Annotated in this window: 21 protein-coding genes; 4 read left to right on the forward strand and 17 right to left on the reverse strand. The window is 70.6% G+C overall.

From position 1 onward, the window contains the following. Positions 1 to 134 precede the first annotated feature (134 nt). From AB0H62_RS02510 to eccCa, 3 genes are read right to left on the reverse strand one after another with little or no spacing between them, the layout of a single operon-like run. Positions 135 to 500 carry a hypothetical protein gene (locus AB0H62_RS02510; RefSeq protein WP_220246109.1) on the reverse strand — a complete coding sequence of 122 codons (366 nt, stop codon included), beginning with the start codon at positions 498 to 500 and terminating at the stop codon, positions 135 to 137. Positions 501 to 510: 10 nt separating this feature from the next. Continuing rightward, a complete protein-coding gene (locus AB0H62_RS02515; protein ID WP_360583676.1) occupies positions 511 to 2544 on the reverse strand; it encodes a type VII secretion-associated protein in 2034 nt (677 codons plus the stop codon). Positions 2545 to 2602: 58 nt separating this feature from the next. Then, a complete protein-coding gene (gene eccCa, locus AB0H62_RS02520) occupies positions 2603 to 6613 on the reverse strand; it encodes a type VII secretion protein EccCa (protein WP_220246108.1) in 4011 nt (1336 codons plus the stop codon). A gap of 404 nt (positions 6614 to 7017) precedes the next feature. On the opposite strand from eccCa, the gene eccD reads away from it, so the two are divergent. Both eccD and AB0H62_RS02530 read left to right on the forward strand, forming a co-directional pair. Next, complete coding sequence (eccD, locus tag AB0H62_RS02525) at positions 7018 to 8385, forward strand: type VII secretion integral membrane protein EccD (RefSeq protein ID WP_220246107.1); 1368 nt, start codon at positions 7018 to 7020, stop codon at positions 8383 to 8385. A gap of 8 nt (positions 8386 to 8393) precedes the next feature. Further along, positions 8394 to 10055: a S8 family serine peptidase gene (locus tag AB0H62_RS02530; RefSeq protein ID WP_220246106.1), complete on the forward strand. Its 1662-nt coding sequence runs from the start codon at positions 8394 to 8396 to the stop codon at positions 10053 to 10055. A 66-nt stretch (positions 10056 to 10121) separates the two neighbouring features. Here AB0H62_RS02530 and AB0H62_RS02535 read toward each other — a convergent pair whose 3' ends face one another. Genes AB0H62_RS02535 through eccB form a run of 3 tightly spaced genes read right to left on the reverse strand, consistent with a single transcriptional unit; the run spans position 10122 to position 13260 of the window. Continuing rightward, the gene (locus AB0H62_RS02535) at positions 10122 to 11237 is read right to left on the reverse strand and encodes a WXG100 family type VII secretion target (RefSeq protein WP_220246105.1); all 1116 of its coding nucleotides are present in this window, start codon (positions 11235 to 11237) and stop codon (positions 10122 to 10124) included. Continuing rightward, positions 11234 to 11563, reverse strand: a complete 330-nt coding sequence (locus AB0H62_RS02540; protein ID WP_255638639.1) for a hypothetical protein — start codon at positions 11561 to 11563, stop codon at positions 11234 to 11236. The genes AB0H62_RS02535 and AB0H62_RS02540 overlap by 4 nt, the downstream gene beginning before the upstream one ends. Before the next feature lie 53 nt (positions 11564 to 11616). Further along, complete coding sequence (gene eccB, locus AB0H62_RS02545) at positions 11617 to 13260, reverse strand: type VII secretion protein EccB (protein WP_220246104.1); 1644 nt, start codon at positions 13258 to 13260, stop codon at positions 11617 to 11619. A gap of 543 nt (positions 13261 to 13803) precedes the next feature. Between eccB and eccE the strand changes: the two genes are divergently transcribed. Both eccE and AB0H62_RS02555 read left to right on the forward strand, forming a co-directional pair. Then, positions 13804 to 15042: a type VII secretion protein EccE gene (gene eccE / locus AB0H62_RS02550; RefSeq protein ID WP_220246103.1), complete on the forward strand. Its 1239-nt coding sequence runs from the start codon at positions 13804 to 13806 to the stop codon at positions 15040 to 15042. Then, a complete protein-coding gene (locus tag AB0H62_RS02555) occupies positions 15039 to 15758 on the forward strand; it encodes a hypothetical protein (RefSeq protein WP_220246102.1) in 720 nt (239 codons plus the stop codon). The genes eccE and AB0H62_RS02555 overlap by 4 nt, the downstream gene beginning before the upstream one ends. A gap of 58 nt (positions 15759 to 15816) precedes the next feature. Here AB0H62_RS02555 and AB0H62_RS02560 read toward each other — a convergent pair whose 3' ends face one another. The 11 genes from AB0H62_RS02560 to infA form a co-directional block, all read right to left on the reverse strand. After that, positions 15817 to 16491 (reverse strand): alpha/beta fold hydrolase, encoded by a 675-nt coding sequence (locus tag AB0H62_RS02560; RefSeq protein WP_360583681.1) that lies wholly within the window; start codon positions 16489 to 16491, stop codon positions 15817 to 15819. 112 nt (positions 16492 to 16603) lie between these two features. Further along, complete coding sequence (locus AB0H62_RS02565; RefSeq protein WP_360583683.1) at positions 16604 to 17233, reverse strand: class I SAM-dependent methyltransferase; 630 nt, start codon at positions 17231 to 17233, stop codon at positions 16604 to 16606. An 11-nt stretch (positions 17234 to 17244) separates the two neighbouring features. Next, the gene (truA, locus tag AB0H62_RS02570) at positions 17245 to 18081 is read right to left on the reverse strand and encodes a tRNA pseudouridine(38-40) synthase TruA (protein ID WP_360583685.1); all 837 of its coding nucleotides are present in this window, start codon (positions 18079 to 18081) and stop codon (positions 17245 to 17247) included. 73 nt (positions 18082 to 18154) lie between these two features. Then, the gene (gene rplQ / locus AB0H62_RS02575) at positions 18155 to 18724 is read right to left on the reverse strand and encodes a 50S ribosomal protein L17 (protein WP_220246099.1); all 570 of its coding nucleotides are present in this window, start codon (positions 18722 to 18724) and stop codon (positions 18155 to 18157) included. Positions 18725 to 18767: 43 nt separating this feature from the next. Next, positions 18768 to 19841 carry a DNA-directed RNA polymerase subunit alpha gene (locus tag AB0H62_RS02580; RefSeq protein WP_220246098.1) on the reverse strand — a complete coding sequence of 358 codons (1074 nt, stop codon included), beginning with the start codon at positions 19839 to 19841 and terminating at the stop codon, positions 18768 to 18770. A 107-nt stretch (positions 19842 to 19948) separates the two neighbouring features. Continuing rightward, a complete protein-coding gene (gene rpsD / locus AB0H62_RS02585; protein WP_220246097.1) occupies positions 19949 to 20554 on the reverse strand; it encodes a 30S ribosomal protein S4 in 606 nt (201 codons plus the stop codon). 23 nt (positions 20555 to 20577) lie between these two features. Next, on the reverse strand, positions 20578 to 20985 hold the full coding sequence (gene rpsK, locus AB0H62_RS02590) for a 30S ribosomal protein S11 (RefSeq protein WP_004558885.1): 408 nt from the start codon (positions 20983 to 20985) through the stop codon (positions 20578 to 20580). Positions 20986 to 21003: 18 nt separating this feature from the next. Continuing rightward, positions 21004 to 21189 carry a hypothetical protein gene (locus tag AB0H62_RS02595; protein WP_220246096.1) on the reverse strand — a complete coding sequence of 62 codons (186 nt, stop codon included), beginning with the start codon at positions 21187 to 21189 and terminating at the stop codon, positions 21004 to 21006. Beyond that, on the reverse strand, positions 21186 to 21566 hold the full coding sequence (gene rpsM / locus AB0H62_RS02600; RefSeq protein ID WP_220246095.1) for a 30S ribosomal protein S13: 381 nt from the start codon (positions 21564 to 21566) through the stop codon (positions 21186 to 21188). Before rpsM ends, AB0H62_RS02595 begins: the two co-directional genes overlap by 4 nt. A 204-nt stretch (positions 21567 to 21770) precedes the next feature. Continuing rightward, entirely contained in the window at positions 21771 to 21884 is a 114-nt protein-coding gene (gene rpmJ, locus AB0H62_RS02605) for a 50S ribosomal protein L36 (RefSeq protein WP_004558882.1), read from the reverse strand. Positions 21885 to 21921: 37 nt separating this feature from the next. Next, complete coding sequence (infA, locus tag AB0H62_RS02610) at positions 21922 to 22143, reverse strand: translation initiation factor IF-1 (RefSeq protein ID WP_004558881.1); 222 nt, start codon at positions 22141 to 22143, stop codon at positions 21922 to 21924. Positions 22144 to 22184 lie beyond the last annotated feature (41 nt).

Consider the following 22184-nt stretch of genomic DNA (forward strand, 5'->3'; position numbering starts at 1 on the left):
CCCAAGTAGTTGCTTGCGTGAACGCCACCCGAGGGAACCGGCGCCGCCGAGCCGAGCGCGACGCCGCCGGGAGAAGTCACAAAACCCTTGGCCTACTGGGCAATTAGCACACGCACAGCCGGAATGAACCAGTTTCACGGTTCCCGGCTCATGATTCGCAACTGCGAAAAGTCCTCTTCGTCATCACTCGTTCGTGCGGCCGGCGAGGGAACTTCGGGCTCGGACCGGACCAATTCGGCCTCCGTCGGCAGGTGCGGCATCGGCAGCCCGCACGCCGCGCGGAACCGGGCGGCGGCACCGCGCAGCACCCGCGGAGTCGGTTCGACCGCGCCGCCGCCCGCGAGCCGGTGGCGGGCGTAGGCCTTCATCAGTTCCCGGTTGTCCTCGCGGTGGCGGACGTTGCGGGCGAGCGCGGTGCCGGCGACCCGGCGCGCGTGCGTGACCGCGTCCTGCCCCGCTCGCGTGAAAGCCGCCGCGGCGGACTCGGGTTCCGACGGCACGGGCACTCCTTCAGCTGGTGATCTTCAGCGTCCGCACGATCTGCTCGCAGGCCGTGTCGACGCGTTGCCGCAACGCGGGGGCTTCGTACTGGCACCCCACGTGCACCCGGATCTTCCCTTGCACCACCACGTACCAGTTCACGGTGAGCTGGTCGCTCTTGCGCTGGTGGTACCCGATCACGGTGCGGCCACCGTACGTCAGGTCCGGATCGAAGGCGTTGTAGTTCGGGTCCCTGGCCGCCTGCGCTTGCAAAGATTTCACGAGTTGCGCGCGGTCGACGGTCGCGTCGTAGTCCATCACGAACTCCTGGGCGACCACGAGGTCGTTGCCGGCCGACGCGTCCTGCGGGTGCAGGATCACCTGGCGCTCGGCGACCTGGTCGGAGGTCTGGACCCAGTCCTGGGGCGCGCTGACGCTGAAGTCGTACTGGACGAACGTCTTACCCGGCAGCCCCGCCGGGTCGTCGCCGCCCCGGTTGACCACGAACAGCACCACCGCGGCGACGACCACGACCACCGCCACGACCGCGCCGATCCCCCACAGCCGCTTCCGGCCGGCGCTCTTGCCGGTGGCGCTGGTCTCCGGCGGCCACGGCTGTCCCGGCGGGCGGCCTGGACCACCCGGCTGAGGGGGACGCGCCGAGCTCGGAGCAGGTCCCGCGAAGCCTCGGCCCGGCGTCGGCCGCACCGCTGGAATCGGCCCTGACAATGGCTGGGGCGCCGCCTGGGGCGCTGATTGCGGCCTCGGCTGAACCCGTGGTGCAGCGGGCCGCGACAACAGCTCGGTACGGCCGTCGCCCTCGGGCAGCTCGCCGGGCCGCACGACGTCGGTGCGCTGCTCGACCGGCGGAACGCCACCGAGAGCACCGGCCCGGCGCCCCACCGAGGCGCCGGGCAGCGCGCCCGTGCGGTCGGGGTCCACGAGCACCGCCCGCAGCGCACCGCGCGCCACCACCGTCTCCGGCTGGTCGAGGCTCGTGGGCACCACGCCGGTGCGCTCGTGGACCAGGCGGGAGATCATCGGGATCCGGCTCGAGCCGCCGACGAGGAAGATCGCGGTGAGCTGCTTGGGCCGCAGCCCGGCGTCGGCGATCGCCGCGCTGGTCAGCTCCACCGTGCGCCCGAGCGGCGCCGCGATGAGCTTCTCGAGGTCCTCGCGCGTCACGTGCGCGTCGGCGAACGGCGGCGGCATCGGCACGTCGGTGTACGTGTGGCGCGACAGCGTCTCCTTCGCGCCGCGCACGTCCTGGCGCAGCACGCGGCGGCGGCGCCGGTCGGCGAGCTCGCGGCCCGTGACCAGCTGCTGCCACGCGTCCGGATCGGCCCCTGACACCAGCGAGCCGATGTGCTCCAGCAGGGCCTGGTCGATGTCCGCCCCGCCGAAGCTCGGATCGCCGCGGGTGGCGAGCACCTGGAAGCCACCACGAGCGCCCGGCCCACGCCCGGCCTCGGGCAGCCGCCGCACGACGCTGACGTCGACCGTGCCGCCCCCGAGATCGAGCACCGCGAGCGCGTCTCCGGGCCGGCCGCTGAACTCCACGGTCCGCCCGTCCGGCTGCGCGACGGGTGTGAAGGTGGCCGCGTGGTACACGGCCGCGGCCACCGGTTCGGGCACCAGCGCGACCTCGCGCGCCAGCCGGCCCGCGGCCTGCCGCAGCAGACGGGTGCGGATCGCACCCCAGTCGGCGGGGTGCGTGAGCACGAGCAGGTCGACCTCGGCGTCGCCCGCGATGCGGCGCGCCTCGGCCACCGCCCGGCCCAGCACGGCGTGGACGACGTCGGTGACCCGCAGCACGGAGTCGCCGAGCAGCAGGTCACCCTCGTCGATGCGCCGCTTCGGGTTCGGTTCGTAGCGCGATGGGTCGACGGCCGCCTGCCGCTCGGCCTCCTGGCCGACGAACAGCGTGCCGTCGGCGGCCGCGAAGACCGCCGACGACATCAACGGCTGGCCGTCGATCACCACGACCTGCGGCTCGCGGCCGTTGACGGAGGCGACGACGCAGGTGCTGGTGGTCCCGAAGTCCACCGCGACCCGCACCGTCACCCGTCACTCCTGCCGTCGCCCGGGCATCGGCCGCGCACGCCGCGGCCGGCCACCGAAATCAGTCGGGCTGGATCCATGACACCTGCACGAGCTGCCTGCCGTTCTTGCGGCTGAGCATCACGCCCCGGCCCGGTGGCATCGCGGCGGGCCGGATGTTGCCGATCAGCACGCCCTCGTCCTTCGAGCCGTTCATGACCATGCCCGGCGCCGCGATCTCCTTGAGCTTGCCGATGACCGGGTCGTAGGAGGCCCTCGACGCACCACCGGTGCGGCGCACGATGATCAGGTGCAGGCCGACGTCCTTCGCCTGGGCGAGGAAGTCCGCCAGCGGCTTGAGCGGGTTGGACGTCTGCGTGGCCACCAGGTCGTAGTCGTCGACCAGGATGAACAGCTCCGGCCCGGTCCACCACGACCGGTTCCTCAGCTGGTCCTGCGTGACGTCCGGGCCCGGCAGCCGCCGGGTCATCGACCCGTGCACGTCCTTGACCATGCTGTCGAGCTGGTTCGACGACACGGCGTACCCGAGCAGCGAGTCGCCCTCGAGGAAACCGAGCATCGTGCGCCGGTAGTCGACCAGGAGGACCACGCCCTCCTGCGGCGAGTACCGCTCGGCGATCCCGCGGCCGATCTGGCGCAGCAGGTTCGTCTTGCCCGACTCGCCGTCGGCGAACGCGAAGAAGTGCGGCTCGGCGTCGAAGTCGAGGTAGACCGGCGAGAGGTCGTCCTCGTTGACGCCGAAGGGCACCAGCTTCGTGTTGCGCTTGGAGTCGATCTTGAGGACTTCGTCGTAGGTGATCATCTCCGGCAGCAGGCGGACCTGCGGTGCGGTGCGACCACGCCAGGCGCCGCGGATCTTCGCGACGGCGTCGGCCACACCCGCGGCCAGCGACTCGGCGTCGCTGGAGCCGTCGATGCGCGGCAGGCCCGTGAGCATCTGCAGCTTTTCGCGGGTCAGACCGCGGCCGGGGCGGCCCGCGGGCACGTTCACCGCCACGCGGCGATCGATGTCCGACTCGGTCGGGTCACCGAGGCGCAGCTCGAACCGGGTGCCCAGCATGTCCTTGATCGCCGGGCGCAGGTCGGCCCACCGGTTGGCCGAGATGACCACGTGGATGCCATACGACAGACCCTGCGTGGCCAGCCGCGTGATCGACGCCTCGAGCTCGTCGAAGTCGTCGCGGATGGCGCGCCAGTTGTCCACGATCAGGAACGCGTCGCCGAACGGGTCCTGCTCGGCGGGGATCTCGCCGCGGCGCTTGCGGTTGCGGAACTCGGTCATCGAGTCGATGCCCAGCGCGCCGAACCGGCCTTCGCGCTCGGTCATGAGCGTCGTCAGCTCGGCCACGATCCGGCGGGCCTTGTCCGGCTCGCGCCGGGCCACGGCCACGCCACCCACGTGCGGCAGGTCGGCGAGACCCGCGAGCGTGCCACCACCGAGGTCGAGGCAGTAGAACTGGACTTCGTCGGGCGTGTGCGTGAGCGACATCGACATGATCAACGTGCGGAGCATGGTCGACTTGCCGGCCTGCGGGCCACCGGCGATGACCGCGTGACCGGCGGCACCGGAGAAGTCGGCCCACAACAGGTCGCGCCGCTGCTCGAACGGCCGGTCGACGATGCCCAGCGGCACCTGCAGCCGGCCGTTGCCGAAGAACCCGACCGGGGACAGGCCGCGGTCGTCGGTGGGGTTGAGGTTCGGCAGCATCGTGTCGAGCGAGTTGGACTCGTCCAACGGCGGCAGCCACACCTCGTGCGCGGGCGGGCCCTGGCCGATGAACCGGTCGACCATCACCTCGAGCTCGCTCGGTTCGGTGGCCTCCTCCGACTCCTTCGGCTTCGCCACCTCTTCGACCGGCTCGAACTCCGGCTCCGGCTCGGGCGGCAGCTCGACGAAGTCGGGCACGAACAGCTGCGGGCGCTTGTCCGCACGCACGACCGTGGCCACCGGCCCGGCGGCCTTGATGCCGGCGGGCCGGTACGGGCCCGACACGTACGACGCCTTGAACCGCACCATCGTGGAGGTGTCGTACTTGAGGTAGCCCGAACCCGGGATCGACGGCAGCTCGAACGCGTCCGGCACGCCGATCGCGGCGCGCGACTCCGCGGCCGAGAAGGTCTTCAGACCGATCCGGTAGGACAGGTAGGTGTCCAGACCGCGCAGCTTGCCCTCCTCCAGCCGCTGCGACGCGAGCAGCATGTGCATCTGCAGCGACCGGCCGACGCGGCCGATCTGGAGGAAGATGTCGATGAAGTCCGGCTTCGCCGTGAGCATCTCGGAGAACTCGTCGATGCAGATGAACAGCGCGGGCAGCGGGTCGAGGTCGGCGCCGTTCTCACGCGCCTTCTCGTAGTCCCACACGTTCTTGTAGTTGCCCTTCGCCAGCACTTCCTGGCGCCGGGACACCTCGCCCGCGATGGCGTCCTTCATGCGGTCGACCAGGGTCAGGTCGCCCGCGAGGTTGGTGATCGTGGCGGCGACATGCGGGGCCTTGTCCAAGCCGAGGAACGTCGCACCACCCTTGAAGTCGACCAGGATCATGTTCAGCGACGTGCTCGAGTGCGTGGCCAGCAGGCCCAGCACCAGCGTGCGCAGGAACTCCGACTTACCCGAACCGGTCGCCCCGATGCACAGGCCGTGCGGGCCCATGCCCTCCATCGCCGCTTCCTTGATGTCCAACTCGACCGCCTGGCCGTACTCGCCGACCCCGAACGGCACGCGGTAGCGGTCGCGCACCGGCCGCGGACGCCAGGCGCCCTGCACGTCAAAAGTCATCGGGTCACCCGGGATGCCGAGCAGCTCCAGCAGCGTGGGGTTGGACAGCAACGGCTCGTCGTCCGACGCCTCCGTGCCGCCACCGCCCCCGACCCGGTACGGCGCGATCAGCCGGGCGAGCGCCTCGGCCTCGACCACCGAGAGCGTGTCCGGCCGGCCGAACCACTCGACACCGCCCGCGCTGCGCGCGCCGAGGCGGTCGGGCTCGGCCACGAGCCGCAGGCCGCGTCGGGCGGAGAGGTTCCCGAGCGTGTCGGACAGGTCGATCAGCGTGACGCCGACCAGGCCCTCTTCGAGGATGATCTGCTCTTCGCGCGTGACCTCGGCGTCGTCGATGATGATCACGACGTGCGGCTGGTCGGGCGCCGGCGTGGCGTTGCGGGAGAACCGCTGCCGGTCACGCAGCTCCTCGTCGAGCCACTGCTCGATCTGCGACAGCGAGCCGGCCATCAAACGCAGCTGGCCGATGCCGTCGGACATCGTGGGGTGCTGCACGTGCGGGAGCCACTTCGCCCACTCCCACTCCTCCTTCGCGCGGCCCGCGGTGGCGATCGCGATCATCACGTCGTCGGGGCTGTGGAAGGCGACCAGCTGCGCGAGCATCGCGCGGGTCAGACCACGCGTGAGCGAGCGCTCGCCCTGCATGCTCACCGCGGCGAACCCGCGCAGGGTGATCTGCGTGGGCAGGTCGGGCACGATCGAGTGCGCGCGCACGAACCGGCGCAGCGCGAGGGTGGCGATCGGCTCCAGCTCGTCGACCGGGCCGGTCTGCGGCGGCACGAGCCGCGTGGCGAGGCGGTGGGAGCTGCGGCCGACGCGCAAGTGCAGGAAGTCCTGGTCGTTCTGCCGGCGTTCCCACATGCGGCGGCTGGCCGCGAGCGACCACAGCGACTGCGGGTCGGGGTGCACCCACTCGAGCGCGGCGCGCTGGTCGACCATCGCCTCGCGGGCGCGGTCGCGCATCTGGCCCAGGTACCGCAGGTAGTCCTTGCGGTCCTCGTCCATCTCGGCCTTCTTGGCCCCGCCGCCCTTACCGCCACCGCCGGCGAGCATGCCGACGGTGCCCATGAGCATCATGCCGCTCATCATGATCGTGGTCGGGTTCTTGCCACCCGCCGTGAACATGAAGACCATCATCCCGAGCGAGGCGAAGATCATCACGCCCGGAATCGCCTTCGCGACGATGTTGCCCGGGATCGTGCGGGGTACTTCGGGTGGGGGTTCGAGGTGCACCTCGCCGCCCGGCGGGCGCGGCGCCGCCAACCTCGGCGACTTCTTGAACTGAAGCGTGCTCATCGAAGGACCCCTCTATTCCAACTCGACGATTGCCGGCCGGCTCCTGCGCTCGGGCGCGCGTGACAACCTATCGAACGTCGCCGGGGATTTCCGGCCAACGCCCGGAAGTGCACCGAGCTTGCCCCCTCGTCGGATACTTACGGACACCGGCACGTCCGGCACCTCGCCCGCGAACCCGTTTCCTCTGATCCCCGGAGTGTACGGCCCACCACCGACAGCGAGGACCCGAATCGGCCGATCCCACCTGGTCGCGCCGCCCGTCCGTCGTCCGGCGGGTGTACTTTCGCCAAGGATTTTCGGACAGTCGATGATCCCGGCTCCAGGGTTCGGTATAAGTTGCCCCGGGAGTTGACTCTTCAGAGCGGGGGCATCTAGTGGCAACGGGCACGACGGTATTCAGCAGGGTGACGGTGGTCGCACCGAACACCCGGATCGACGTCGCGCTACCGGCCGACGTCGCGGTGGCCGACCTGCTGCCGATGCTGCTGGAGATGGCCAAGGAGACCTCGCCCGACGGTGGCGCGCGCCACGGCGGCTGGGCACTGGCCAAGCTCGGCGACGCCCCGCTCGACCCGAGCCGCACGCTGGCGTCGCTCGGCGTCGTGGACGGCGAGCTGCTGCAGCTGCGCAAGCGCAACGAGAACCCGCCGCCGCCGCTGTACGACGACGTGGTCGACGCCATCGCCGAGTCGACTCCCGACAGCTTCCGCCCGTGGACCAAGGAGACGGCCCGCCGCTTCGGGCACGTGGCGGGCGGCCTCGCGCTGTTCATCTCGGCGCTGGCGCTGTTCATGAGCGGCTCGCTCTACGGCGGCAGCGCGCTCGCCGCGGCCATCGCCGGCGGCCTCGGCGCGATCGCCTGCGTGGCAATCGGCGCGACGCTCGCGAAGGGCTACCAGGCCGAAGGCACCGGCGTGCTGATCGCCGCCGCGGGCGGCCTGCCGCTGGCCTTCGTGAGCGGCTTCTACATCGTGCCCGGCCTTTCGGTCCGGGCGAACCTGCTGCTGGGCGCGGTGCTCGTGCTCATCGTCTCGGCGGTGTGCATCCTCATCATCGGCGCCGGCATCCGCATCTTCATCGCCGCGGCCACGGCCGGCACGTTCGGCGCGATCGCGTTCCTGGTCGCGACGCTCGTGCCCGGCGCGACCCCCGCGGGCGTGGGCGCCGGTGCGGTCGCCGTGTCACTCGCCTGCATCTCGATCCTGCCGCGCGCCACGATTTGGCTCGCGAAGCTCCCGCTGCCGCACGTGCCCAGCACTGCGGAGGAGCTGAAGGAAGACTCCGGTTTCCCGGACTACGAGGCCATCGAGCAGCGCACCGCGATCGCCCACGACTACATGACCGGCCTGATGATCGGCTGCGGCGCCACCACGGCGATCTCCGCCGTGTTCGCCGCGACCGCGCCGGGCTACTTCGGGGTCATCCTCGGGGTGATCGCCACGCTCGTGCTGCTGCTGCGCGCCCGCGCGTACGCCAACGGCGCGCAGGCCATCGCGCTGCTCACCACCGGCATGGTGTCCGCCGCCGGCATCCTCGTCGGCTGGCTCTTCGCCACCACGGCGGAGTTCCGGCTGCTGTACGTGTTCGGCGCCCTGATCGTGGTCGCCGCGGGCTCGCTCGTGGTCGGCGTGATCTTCCCGAACCAGCGCTTCTCGCCGCCGCTGCGGCGCACCGTGGAGATCCTCGAGGCGATCTGCATCGCGGTCGTGCTGCCGCTCGCGCTCGGCGTGATGGACCTCTACACGACGCTGCGCCACCTGAACCTCAAGTGAGGCAGCAGATGCGCGCGCGACGTCCGCTCGTCCGGCGGCTCGGGATCGGTGGCCGCACGGGTGTCGTCCTGCTCGCGGCCGGGCTGGGGGTGCTGTCGCCGTTCGCGCTCGTCTCGCCCGCGTCGGCGCAGCAGGACACCGGTGCCGCTGGCACGTGGGCCATTCCGCCGCAGGTGGACCTGACGGCGCTGCCGGCGGACACGGGGAAGCCGGACAAGAACTACCAGAAGAAAACCCAGTGCGTGCAGCGCAGCCTCGGCGACAACGTCCAGATCAACACGATCCCGTGGGGTCAGAGCTACCTGCAGCTGGACAAGGCGCAGCAGATCGTGCGCGCGGCCAAGGGCAATGTCGGCAAGGGCATCAAGGTCGCGGTGGTCGACACGGGCGTCACGCCGCACCCGTGGTTTGAGGGCCGGGTCGAACCCGGCGGTGAGTACGTCGCGACGCCGGACAACAACCAGCCCGGCGGTCTGCAGGACTGCGACGGCCACGGCACCGAGGTCGCCGGCATCATCGCGGGCAACCCGGACGACCCGAAGGTCGGCTTCATCGGCGTCGCCCCCGACGCCACGATCGTGTCCTACCGGCAGCTGAGCTCGAACTACGCCGAGGACACGAACAACACCGGCGGCGACACCGGCCAGCCCGGTGGTGGAACCGGCACCCCGCCCGGCGGGCAGAACGGCAGTCAGAACGGTGGCCAGAACGGCAACCAGCTGCCCGGCAACGGCGGCGGTGGCGGCCAGGTCAGCGGCAGCGGCGCCGGTACGAGCCCCCAGCAGAAGAGCGACGGTGACACCCGTCAGCTGCAGAAGGAAGGCACCGCGGGCACGCTGGACACGCTGGCCCAGATCCTCCGAGGCATCGCCGACCGGGGTGACATCAAGGTCGTCAACATGTCGGTGGACCACTGCCGTGCGGCCACTGGCCCCGACAGCATCCAGAAGGGCGAGCAGGAGGTACAGGCCGCGGTGAAGTACGCGGCCGACCACGACGTCGTGGTCGTGGCCGCCGCGGGCAACGTCTCCGACGACTGCCCGCAGAACGACCAGGCCGACCCGAACAAGCCGCGCTCGATCGTCACGCCGCCGTGGTTCGCCGACGACGTGCTGTCGGTCGGCGCGATCGACGAAACCGGCGGCGTCGCGTCGTTCAGCGTGCACGGGCCGTGGGTCGGCGTGGCCGCGCCGGGCACCGACATCGTGTCGCTCGACCCGGCCGAGGGCTCGACGGGTCTGGCCAACCTGACCATCGATGGCACCCAGCAGTCGCCGATCCAGGGCACGAGCTTCGCCTCGCCGTACGTGGCCGGGGTGGCCGCGCTCGTGCGCCAGATGTACCCGCAGCTCAAAGCGCGCCAGGTGATCCAGCGCATCGAGGCCACCGCGCAGCACCCGGCCGCACCGGGCGGGCGAGACGACTTCGTGGGCTACGGCGTGATCGACCCCGTGGCCGCGCTCACCGCGAACCTGCCGAACGACGTCGGCGAGCTCGCGAAGCCGAAACCCGTGGTGCAGACGGCGGTGCTGCCGCCGGCCGACTCGATGAGCTCGACGCCGATGATCGTGGCGCTGGCCGGCACCGGCGGTGGCATCGTGGCGCTGCTGATCACGCTGTTCGTGATGCACACGATCCGGCGCAACCGCCCGACCGGCCCGCCGAGCTGAGCAGTACCCGACCGAAGACGCTGAAGGGGCCGTACACCGCGAAAATGCGGTGGACGGCCCCTTCGGTCAGTTCTGGGGTTTCTTGGCCGTGGCGGGCTTCTGAGGGTCCTCGCCGATCACGGGTGGCGTGACCGGCGCGGGATCACCGAGGAGCTCGGAAGGCTTGGCGGGCGTGCGGTTCTTGGCCTGGCGCGTGCCGCCACCGCCACCGCCCATTCCGCCGCCGCCCATGCCGCCCATCGGCATCATGGGCATCATCGACATGCCGCCGGACTCGTTCTGGGCGACCGGCGCGGGCGCCGGGGCGAGCCCTTCGGGCCCGATCGGCGGCACGCCCGCCTGGCCCTGGGTGAGGCGAGGGTCGGCGCCGGTTTCCTTGCCCTGGTGGAGTTCCTCGGCCGCGGACGCCGAAACGGAGTCGTCGGCCGACGGTGTCGTGGCGTCGGTATGGGTCGCTGCGGTCGCGGCTTCCGCGTGGACCGTGCCGGGGTGAGTTGCGGCCTGCTGAGCCGCGCCGTCGTGCGTCGGCTGCTCCGATGTGGACGGCCCCGCGGTGACCGCTGAGGGCTGCTGCGCCGGCGCGGAATCGCCTTCGTGCAGCCGGAACTGCTCCTGCGGGTAGTGCTGCCGCACGGCGATGCTCGACTGCTCCCCCGCCGGTGCGTCCACGCCGTTGCACAGCTGCGCGAAGTGCTGCAGCACGTCCTCCGCCGCGTCGTAGAGCGACTTCACCGACTGCCCGGTCTCACGCAGCTGCGTGCGCGAGCGGCTGACGCCACCGACCGGCAGCATCGCCGACTCCGACAGCAGGTCGGCCGAGTCCACGAGCACGTCGGCGGCGTCGCCGACGATCTTGCGCAGCGATCCGGCCAGTTCCTCCAGCGCGCCCGCCAGCTCGTCCAGCGCGTCTTCGACGCCTTCGCTCGCGGACCGGATTTCACCCAGGTAGGTGACAAACGCGTCGGCGTCCTCCCCGGACCACGACGCGTCGAGCCGGCCCAGCTCGTCGGCCAGGTCGGCGGAAACGCCGCCCGCCGTCTTCGCCGCGGTGCGCAGGCGCTGCGCTTCTTCGTCGAGCTCGGCCCAGCGGCCGACCAGCGGCCGGTAGTACGTCTCGACGGGGTCGGTCACGCCGAGCTCACCCGCGAGCTCCGACACGAACGTCAGCGACGGCTCGGTCACGACAGCCCCCCGGCGCGCTTGATCTGCTCGGCCGCGTCGGCGTCACGCTGCGCGTGGCCGGCGGTGAGCTGGTCCAGCGCTTCCGCGGCCGAACGCAGCGCGGCCGCGCCTGCCTGCAGCTGCTGCCGCAACGCCCCGGACGCCCGCGCGTACGACTGGTCCAGACCGAGCCGGCCACCGAGCTCGCCGTATGCCTCGACCGTGATCGCTCCCGCACCGACGCCGGCCGCGGCCGTGTCCAGCTCGTCGGCGGCCACCGCGACCTTGGCCGCGTAGCCGCCGACGATTTCGCCGTCGATGTTCAGCGCGTTGTTCCCCGCTGCCACGACATCCCTCCGCTCACCCGACTGTCTTCGAGTGTGACGGACGCGAACCCGCTTCAGTTCCCGGCCGGCTGACCGGCTTGCTGGTTGGCCGGCGTCTGGAACGAACCCGCGTTCGGGTCGATCGGCACCGAGTCGAACTGCTTCATCACGTCCTGCGTGTTCAGCGACGAACCCGTGGGCAGCAGACCGATGATCGACTCCGGCGCGGGCTGCGCTTCGGTCAGGCCGAGCGCGGCGGCCGTCGCCTGGTCCGGCACGCCGTACCGGAGGCCGCGGTCGCTGATCAGCTGGATCGGGCCCTTGAAGAACGTCGCGGGCGACTCGGTGGCCGACTGCACCACGGCGCCGAAGCCCGGCGGCATGTAGAAGCCGGTGATCGGCAGGCCGTTCGGCCCGGTGTTGCTGATGCTCTGGACCTTGCTCGAGCCGTCGGCGTTCGTCGTCTCGGCCGGCAGGCCCTTGCTCACGTACACCGAGGTGTGGGCCGTCTTCTTGTTGGCGTCGAGCGACCAGCCGAGGCACGCCACCGGCGAGCCCTGCGTGGCGTCGAGCACGGTCGGGGTCTGCTCGGGGTAGTTGTCGACCTTCACGAACCCGCCGTCGGTGGGCTGCAGCCGTGGGACGTTGTTGATCTTCTCCAGGCCGAGGTCGGTGATCTTGGTCCCGCCGCCGTTCTTCGCCGTGCGGACGATGTCGGCGACCGCGGACGACACCTTCTGGATGCCGTTGCGGGTGATCAGCCAGAAGTCCGGCTGCGCGCCCGACGGGGTCGTGGAGAACACATCGCCGACGGTGAGGCCGTCGAAGTCCTGCTGCGGCGCTTCACCGGCGCCATCGACGACCGGCGGCACCAGCTTGCCGACGTCGGGGATCGCGTTGAGGAACGCCTGGGAAGCCTTGCGCGCCTTGGCCGGCAGCTGTAGCGCCGCGCGCACCGGGTCGTTGTCGCCGAGGTCGACCTCGGCACGCACGGTGTTGGCGTCGGGCCGCGCCTGCGTGGCCTGCAGGCGGTAGATCAGGTAGGTCTTGCCGTCGTCCGCGCGGGCGAGCAGCGCCTGGCCCTTCGCGAGTTCGGTGCCGACGTTCGCGACACCGCCGATCACGGTGGTGTCGGTGCGGTTCACGCTGTCGGGTTGCGGCAGCCGCGTGTCGAGCGCCACTTGGTCACAGACCGCCCAGTTGGGGGAAATGCGCTGGGTCTCACCGGGCAGAAGTTGTGGCCCATCGGGAATGCCGGTCAGCTTCTCGCGCGGAATATTCTTGAGCTGTTCATCGGAGACGACGGTCGGATTCACCGCCGCGGCCGGCGCGGCATTCGACGCGGGCTGCGCTCCGCCTTGTGCGCCTTGCGTCTGCTGCTGCGACTGCGCGAGCAAGATCAGGCGCGCGGAAGCGAGGTTGAACGTCGGAATCAGCTTTTGCGGATTGCCCGTGACCACGTAGACGGTGCCGGACTGCTCACCGATCACGATGCCGCCCGACGCCGGCACGGCGGGAGCCGGGCTGAGCAGGGCGATCAACACGAAAACGACCGCGCCGAGCACACCGAGGATCACCCCGACGACGGTCGCCCGCGAGTGCGTGCGCATCGGGTCGTGGAGCATCACCGCGTCGCGGCGGACGAGCGCCGACTGCATCCGGCGCATGACGAACTTGTAGGCCTGAACCTGACTCTTAGTCGTGGGTGTTGATGGCATTCTCGACCTACAGTCCTCCCCGTCGCGGTACGGTTCCGCAGGATAGCCGTACGGGGACCGTCTGGTGTGGGGTTTCTACCAACTCAAGCTAGGGTCGGACACCTCGGGACCGGCTTTCCGGGAACGTAGCACTCACGAGGGGAAGAGAACGCGCGGATGTCCGTCACCACGCCTCCACGTCCGCCAGGGCCCCCCGGGCCACCGCCACCCGGAGGACGTCCTCCGGGCCCGCCGCAGCGGCCGGGCAGAGCAGGCGGACCGGGCGGACCCGGTGGCGTGCCGGGCGGTCCTGGCGGCCCCGGCGGAGTCCCGCGTGGACCCGGTGGCCCGGGCGGTCCCGGTGGTCCCGGTGGTCCCGGAGGACCCGGCGGGCCCGGCCCCCGCGGCGGCGGCCCGGGTGGTCCAGGAGGACCTGGCGGACCCGGTGGCCCTGGAGGTCCGGGGGGACCTGGCGGGCCTGGCGGCGGTTCCGGCGGACCCGGTCCTGACGGCCCCGGTTCCGGTGGCTCGCCGCAGGGTGGTGGCACTGCGACCGCGACCCGCATGGCCCCGCCTTCGCGTCAGCGGTCCGGCGGCATCAACCTAGGCCCGCTGCCTGTGGCGAACCTCGTGCTCCTCGAGGTGGGTGTCGCGATCGGACTCGTGCTGCTCGCGATCAACATGGAGCAGCTGAAGTTCATCGCCATCGGCGTCGCCGCCGTTTTCCTCATCTTCGCGTTCCTGCGCTGGGGCGGGCGCTGGTTCACCCAGTGGCTCGGTCTCACGCTGCGCTACCGCTTCCGTTCGCACGACCGCGTCGCGACCCCGCCGCCGCCCAGCAGCCTCGAAGAGCTGGCCGCGGAGAACACCACGGTGACGGGCCCGGACGACGCGCGCGTGAACCTGCTGCGCCTGGCCGTGCCGGACCTCGTGGTGGCGCACGGCGTCGACCACGAGCGCCAGCAGGTCGGCCTCGCCTGGAACGACGGCACGTGGACGGCGGTGCTCCTCGTGGAGCCGACGCCCGCGCTGATCACCCAGGCCGGCGGTGCGCCGAGCCTGCCGCTGTCGGCGCTGGCGCCGTGCCTCGAGGACCGCGGTGTGGTGCTCGACTCGATCCAGATGATCTGGCACAGCTACCCGGGTTCCGCGGCGCTGCCGTCGGACTCGCCGGCGCTCAGTTCGTACATGGAGGTGCTCGGCCCGCTGCCCGCGGCGGCCCGGCGCACCACGTGGATCGCGATCCGCCTCGACCCGCGCCGCTGCGCGGAGGCGATCCGGGAACGCGGTGGCGGCGTTGTCGGCGCCCACCGCGCGCTGATCGGTGCGCTGTCGCGCGTGCGCAACGCGCTGGAGTCGCAGGGCGTGCCGACGCGGCCCCTGGACCCGGACGAGCTGCTGCGTGCCAGCATCTCCGCCGCGGAGCTCACGGCCGTGGCGGGTTCGTCGACGAAGGTCACGCTGCAGGAGAGCTGGACGGGCGTCACGGCGGCCGGCATCGGGCACTCCAGCTACGCGATCACGAGCTGGCCGAAGGGCAAGATCACCGGCAGCCTCGACGCGCTCACGAGTGTGCGCGCGCTGTCGGCCACGGTCGCCATGTCGATTTCCCCTGCCGCGGACGAGGGCCGTATCGGCCTGCGCGGCGTGGTGCGCGTGAGCGCCCGCAACCCGCGTGAGCTCGAGGCCGCCGACCAGCGGCTCAAGTCCATTTCGGAGCGGCTCGACGTCGACCTGACGCCGTTGCGGGGCCTGCAGATCTCCGCGTTCGCCGCGACCCTGCCGATCGGAGGTACGGCATGAGCACCCGCCTTCGCGACGCCGGGCAGAACCCTGGCGTGGCCCCGGAGTTCACCGTCGACCCCGCGATGCTCGACGCGATCAGCCCCTCGGGCGACCGCGGCGGCATCGTCCTAGGCTCGGGCCTGAAGGGCGAACCGCTCACCATCTCCGCCCTGCGCTCCACGCCGACGCGCATCGTGCTCGTGGGCGGGCTGTACCTGGCCCGTCAGGTGGCGCTGCGCGCGATGGCGGTCGGTGCGTGGGTGGTTGTGGCCACCGGGCGTCCCGCGGCCTGGCAGGTGCTCTCCCAGGCCGCCGGCAACCGCGACGGCCGGCCCTCGCCCCTGGTGCAGATCCGGCGCCTGTCGCCGGTCGAGCTGCCGCGCCCGTCGGAGGACGCGCCGCTGCTCGTGGTCACCGACGGCGGCCCGACCCCGCAGGACCTCTTCCCGCCGCGTTCGCCGTGGCAGACGACCGTCTACGTCCTGCCGTACCTGCACCCGCAGGCCGGCGCGACGGCCAATGCCGCGGACCTCGTGCTGATGCAGCGCCTGCCCGCCGGCCAGGCCGAGCTGGCGGCCCGCATCTGGCGCCTGCCGCCGCAGATGATGCGCCAGCTGACCACGCTGAAGGACGACCAGGTCGTGGCGCTGGGCCGCAACCTGTGGCGTCCGCTGCGCCTGGTGACGACGCAGAAGGAACAGCAGCTGCTCGGCCCGGTGCGCCGGGGCGACTGAGCCGGTTTCGCTTGTGGTGAAGGCCTCCTCGACACGTTCGAGGAGGCCTTCGCTGTGTTCAGATCAGCAGTTCGGCGACGACACCCGGGGCCTCCCGCATCGCGTTGTGGGCGGTCGGGAGGTCACGGACGCGCCAGCCCGGATCGGCTTGGAGCCGGGCGCGGAGTCCGGCGAAGGGGGTGCCGTCTTCCCAGCCGGAGCAGTAGACGAAGTCGCGCCGGGGCACGCGATCGACGACGCCGGTGAGCCGGATCGTTTGCACGAGGGAGGCCAGCGGGTGGGGCCGGCGGCGGGGATCGCCGCCGTGCGGGGCGCGGAAGGGCGGGCGGACGGTGTGGCCCGTGTCGGCCGCACCGGCCACGAAGGACTGCCGGTAGGCCTCGGTGGTCAACGACCAGCACGACTCGCCGTCACGCGGAACGTAGGCGTCGAGGTGAACCAGACGCGAGACCCGGCCACCCGCGCGGTCGGCAGCGGCGGAGATCACCATCCCGCCGTAGCTGTGCCCGACCAGGGTCGCGTCGGTGATCCGGGCGCGATCCAGGAGGCTCACGACGTCGTCGGCGTGGGTGTCGAGGTTGGCGCTCGCAACCGTCGTGTCGTCATCGTCGGGCCGCAGTCCCGTCAGGGTCAGCGCGTGGACGGTGTGACCGGCCTGTTCCAGTAGCGGGATGACCGACTCGAACGTCCAGGAACCGTGCCACGCACCGGGCACGAGGACGAACGTCGCCATGGCAAATCTCCTTCTTGGCTCGCGAGGGAGGACCACCCCAGGTCATCACCCCCAGGGCGTGGCGCACCACCGATAGGCCGCCCCTTGATGCCCGTACGCCGCCACGGGTCCGCTAGCGGCGGGCCAGCAGGTGCGCGTCGAGGAAACCCCGCTCGGACCGCGGGTCGTGGACGAGGCGGGCGGACTCGTCGAGGCCGGCGTCTGCGAGCAGCTCGGCGAAGCGGTCGACCGGCCAGCTGTAGGCGGGTGCGACCTTGTGGTCGAAGGGGACCGGCTCCGGGGCGTCGGTCGCGAAGAACGAGACCAGCGACAGACCGCCCGGGGCCAGGACGCGCGTCAGCTCGGCGAGCAGCGCGGGCACTTCCGCCGGCGGGGTGTGGATCAGCGAGTAGTGGGCCACCACGCCGCCGAGGGAGCCGTCCTCGAGCGGCAGGGCTTCCGTCCGGGCCTCGTCGAAGCGCAGCACCGGGAACGACTTCCGGGCGTGCTCGACCATGCCAGGAGACAGGTCGAGGCCCCGGGCGGCCAGCCCCTGGTCGGCCAGAAACGCGGTGATGTGCCCCGGACCGCAGCCGATGTCGGCCACGCGCGAGTTGCCCGTCGCGGCGACCAGCTCGGCGAAGGTGCGGACCATGGTCCGCGTGAACGGCATCGTCTCCAGCTGCCGGTCGGCGAAGAGCGACGCGTACAGCTCGACGACGCCGTCGTAGGCCGCCCTGGTCTCGTCCTGGTGCTCCCCCATGCGGAGAGAAGCTACAGGTCGTCGGCGGAGCGGACGTTGCGCGTCTGCTCGGCGCGCGCGGCGAGTTCTGCGTCCGGCGGGTAGTCCACGGCGGTGAGCGTGAGGCCGTGGGCCGGCGCGACGGCGCTGTCCCGCTTGCCGCTGGAGAGGACCTCGGCGGGCCAGGAGCGGGCGCGGCGGCCGTCGCCGACCATCAGCAGCACACCGACGAGGCTGCGGACCATCGAGTGACAGAAGGCGTCGGCGGAGACGCGGACTTCCAGCAGGTGCTCGTCGAGCCGGGTCCACTCCAGCTGCTGCAGCTCACGGATCGTGGTGCCGCCCTCGCGCTGCTTGCAGTAGGCGGCGAAGTCCTGCAGGCCGAGCAGGTCCGCGGCGGCCTCGTTCATCGCGTCCGTCGACAGTGGACGGCCCCATGCGAGGGTGTCGTTGCGACGCAGCGGATCGACGCCCCACGGCGCGTCTGAGACGCGATAGTGGTAGTGGCGGCGGATGGCCGAGAAGCGGGCGTCGAAGCCCGCAGGGGCGACGCGGGCGCGGAGCACGCGCACGTCTGCGGGCATCAGCTTGTTCCAGCGGCCCGTCATGCGCGTGAGGTCCGGGATGCCGTGCGCGTCAACCGGCACGCGGCCGGGAGCACCGGGCTCCAGCGGGACGACGTCCACGTGCACGACCTGACCCGTCGCGTGCACCCCGGCGTCCGTGCGGCCCGCGACGACCACGGACTTGGGCACGGACGCGCCCGGAGGCTGGCGCTGCAGGGCCGCTTCCAACTCGGCCTGCACGGTGCGCCGGCCGGGCTGGCGGGCCCAGCCGGAAAAGTCCGTGCCGTCGTAGGACACGTCCAAGCGCAGACGAACGAGCCCGCCCTCCCCGGAGGGAGTGGCGGGCTCGTCCGGTGTCGACTGTGCCGTCAGGACTTCAGTCCTTCTTGGCGTCCGCGTCGTCAGCGGCCTCGTCCGAGTCCGACTCGGCCGAAGCCTCCTCCGAAGCCGCGGCCTCGGTGGTCTCCTCGGCCGGAGCCTCGGCGACGGCTTCTTCCGACGTGGTCTCTTCGACCACGGCAGCCTCGGCCGGCTTCTCGTCCTTCGCGAACTTCGTGTTGCGAGCCCGCTCGGCTTCCGACGTCACGGTCTTCTCCGCGACCAGTTCGATGACGGCCATGGCGGCGTTGTCGCCCTTGCGCGGCATCGTCTTGGTGATGCGGGTGTAACCGCCGGCGCGCTCCGCGAAGTGCGGACCGATCTCGGCGAAGAGCTTGTGCACGACGTCCTTGTCACGCACGACCTTCTGCACCTGGCGACGGTTGTGCAGGTCGCCCCGCTTCGCCTTGGTGATCAGCTTCTCGGCCAGCGGGCGCACCCGGCGGGCCTTCGCCTCGGTCGTGGTGATCTTGCCGTGCTCGAACAGCTGCGAGGCCAGGTTGGCCAGGATCAGCCGCTCGTGCGCGGACGAGCCGCCGAGCCGGGCTCCCTTGGTAGGGGTGGGCATTGGTTCTCCTAGTTCAGCTGCACAGCTCCAGGCCTACGCGGCCTTACAGCTGCTCCGTCTCTGCGTAGTCCTGGCCATCGTCGTGGCCCTCGTCCGAAATCCCGCCGCCGATGCCGGCGACGCTTCCCGACCAGCCCTCACCGTCGTAGCTGGCGGCAGCCGCGGTCGGGTCGAACCCGGGCGGGCTGTCCTTGAGCGCCAGGCCGAGACCGACCAGCTTCAGCTTGACCTCGTCGATCGACTTCGCACCGAAGTTGCGGATGTCGAGCAGGTCCGCCTCGCTGCGCGAGACGAGCTCGCCCACCGTGTGGATGCCTTCGCGCTTGAGGCAGTTGTACGACCGGACGGTGAGGTCCAGGTCCTCGATCGGCATCGCGTAGGCGGCGATGGTGTCCGCTTCCTGCGGCGACGGGCCGATCTCGATGCCTTCGGCGTCGACGTTCAGCTCGCGAGCGAGACCGAACAGCTCCACCAGCGTCTTGCCCGCCGACGCGACCGCGTCGCGCGGCGTGATCGACGGCTTGGTCTCGACGTCCAGGATCAGCTTGTCGAAGTCGGTGCGCTGCTCGACACGAGTGGCCTCGACCTTGTACGTCACCTTCAGCACCGGCGAGTAGATCGAGTCGACCGGGATACGGCCGATCTCGGCGCCGGCCTGCTTGTTCTGCAGGGCCGGAACGTAACCGCGGCCGCGCTCGACGACGAGCTCGATCTCGAGCTTGCCCTTGCCGTTCAGCGCCGCGATGTGAAGGTCCGGGTTGTGCACGGTGACGCCGGCCGGGGGCACGATGTCGGCAGCCGTGACCTCACCGGGGCCCTGCTTGCGCAGGTACATGGTGACCGGCTCGTCCTCTTCCGAGGACACCACGAGCTCCTTGAGGTTCAGGATGATGTCGGTGACGTCTTCCTTCACCCCGGGAACGGTGGTGAATTCGTGCAGCACGCCGTCGATGCGGATGCTCGTCACGGCCGCGCCCGGAATGGACGACAGCAGCGTGCGCCGCAGCGAGTTGCCGAGCGTGTAGCCGAAGCCGGGCTCCAGCGGTTCGATGGTGAACCGGGAGCGGGTCTCGTTGACCGTCTCTTCGCCGAGAGCCGGCCGCTGGGAAATCAGCATTTTTCCTAATTCCTTTCCAGACGACGCCCGCCATATGACGTCGAAGGGATGGCGCGGCGGCGGCGCACTTCGGGCGCCGCCGCCCGTAACTCGGCCCGGAAGCCGGGTTACTTGGAGTAGAGCTCGACGATCAGCTGTTCCTGAACCGGAACGTCGATCTGCGCACGCTCCGGCAGCTGGTGAACCAGCACGCGGAGGTTGGACTGGACGACCTGCAGCCACGCCGGAATGGGGCGCTCGCCGAAGGACTCCTTCGCCACCACGAGGGGCAGCATCGTGAACGACTTCGGCCGCACGTCGATGATGTCCCACTTGGAGACCTGGAAGGACGGGACGTTGACCTTCACGCCGTTGACCAGGAAGTGGCCGTGGCTCACCAGCTGACGCGCCTGGCGGCGCGTGCGGGCGATGCCGGCGCGGTAGATCACGTTGTCCAGCCGGGACTCGAGGATCTGCAGCAGGTTCTCACCGGTCTTACCGGGACGCCGGACGGCTTCCTTGTAGTACCGGACGAACTGGCGCTCGAGAACGCCGTAGGTGTAGCGAGCCTTCTGCTTCTCCTGCGACTGCAGGAGGTACTCGGACTCCTTGATGCGCCCGCGGCCGTGCTGGCCCGGCGGGTAGGGGCGACGCTCGAAAGCCTGGTCGCCGCCGATGAGGTCAACCTTGAGGCGACGCGAAATACGCGTCGCGGGGCCGGTGTAACGAGCCATTTCTTCTTACTCCTCCCCGTTCCTCAGACCCGGCGCCGCTTGGGCGGGCGGCAGCCGTTGTGAGGCTGCGGGGTCACGTCCTGGATGGTGCCGACCTCGAGACCGGCGGCCTGCAACGAGCGGATCGCCGTCTCGCGGCCCGAACCCGGGCCCTTCACGAAGACGTCGACCTTCTTCATGCCGTGCTCGGCAGCCTTGCGGGCGGCGTTCTCGGCGGCCATCTGCGCGGCGAACGGGGTGGACTTGCGCGAGCCCTTGAAGCCCACGTGACCACTCGACGCCCACGCGATCACAGCGCCCGTGGGGTCCGTGATCGAGACGATGGTGTTGTTGAACGTGCTCTTGATGTGCGCGTGACCGTGCGCAACGTTCTTCTTTTCCTTGCGGCGGACCTTCTTGGCCCCCGCCGCAGTACGAGACTTCGGTGGCATGTTCTGAGGGTTCTCCTGTTAGCGCGCGTTCTCTTGGTGAGCGGCGGCCGCTTCGGCCTGTCCGCGCCGGATGATCGACCCGGCGTCGGTGTACAGGTTGCGCAGCGCCATCGGGCGGGCGTAGAGCGCCTTGGGCGAGACACAAGCCGTGCCGCGACGGTTCCCGCCGCCCATCTGCACGACCTTCTTGCCCTTGACGCTCACTTCTTGCCAGCCTTCTTCTTGCCGGCGACCGTCTTCTTCGGACCCTTGCGGGTGCGGGCGTTGGTCTTGGTCCGCTGACCGCGGACGGGCAGACCACGACGCCAGCGCAGGCCCTGGTAGGTGCCGATCTCGATCTTGCGACGGATGTCGGCGTTCACCTCACGGCGAAGGTCACCCTCGACCTTGAAGTTCTCGTCGATGTACTCGCGCAGCTTGATGAGGTCGTCGTCGCTGAGGTCCTTCACGCGGGTGTCCGCGTTCAGCTCGGCGGCGGCGATCATCTGCTTCGAGCGTGTACGGCCGATGCCGTAGATGTAGGTCAGCGCGATCTCCAACCGCTTTTCGCGGGGGAGGTCTACGCCAGCGAGTCGTGCCATGGGCGCTATAGCTCCTTCTTCGATTTCGTCTTCAGGTCTTCTCCCCGTCCGGTTCCGGAACCGACTCGCCTGTCGTGCCCGCCGCTTGCGCTGCGGGTGTCCCGGCCCCGGCCTGAAGTCCGGGGGTGAACCGGACCGCTCACGCGGCCCGGCAGGTGCGGGGAGGGTGTGTAGCCGTCAATCCGCTCTGCTGAAGTGCAGTGCTCAGCCCTGACGCTGCTTGTGACGCAGGTTCTCGCAGATCACCATGATCCGTCCGTGGCGGCGGATCACCTTGCACTTGTCGCAGATCTTCTTGACGCTCGGCTGGACCTTCACGTCTCCGACTCTCCTGCTTCTTCTCAGCTCTTCGTGATCACTTGTAGCGGTAGACGATGCGACCACGAGACAAGTCGTAGGGCGAAAGCTCCACGACGACCCTGTCCTCGGGCAGGATGCGGATGTAGTGCTGCCGCATCTTGCCGCTGATGTGGGCAAGAACTTTGTGGCCGTTCTCCAACTCGACGCGGAACATCGCGTTGGGGAGCGGCTCGACCACGCGGCCTTCGACCTCGATGGCCCCGTCTTTCTTAGCCATGTCCTCCGCAATCCCTGAATGCACGCTTGATGCACACAGCG

This window comes from Amycolatopsis sp. NPDC050768 (genome assembly GCF_040654155.1).
Lineage (GTDB): Bacteria > Actinomycetota > Actinomycetes > Mycobacteriales > Pseudonocardiaceae > Amycolatopsis.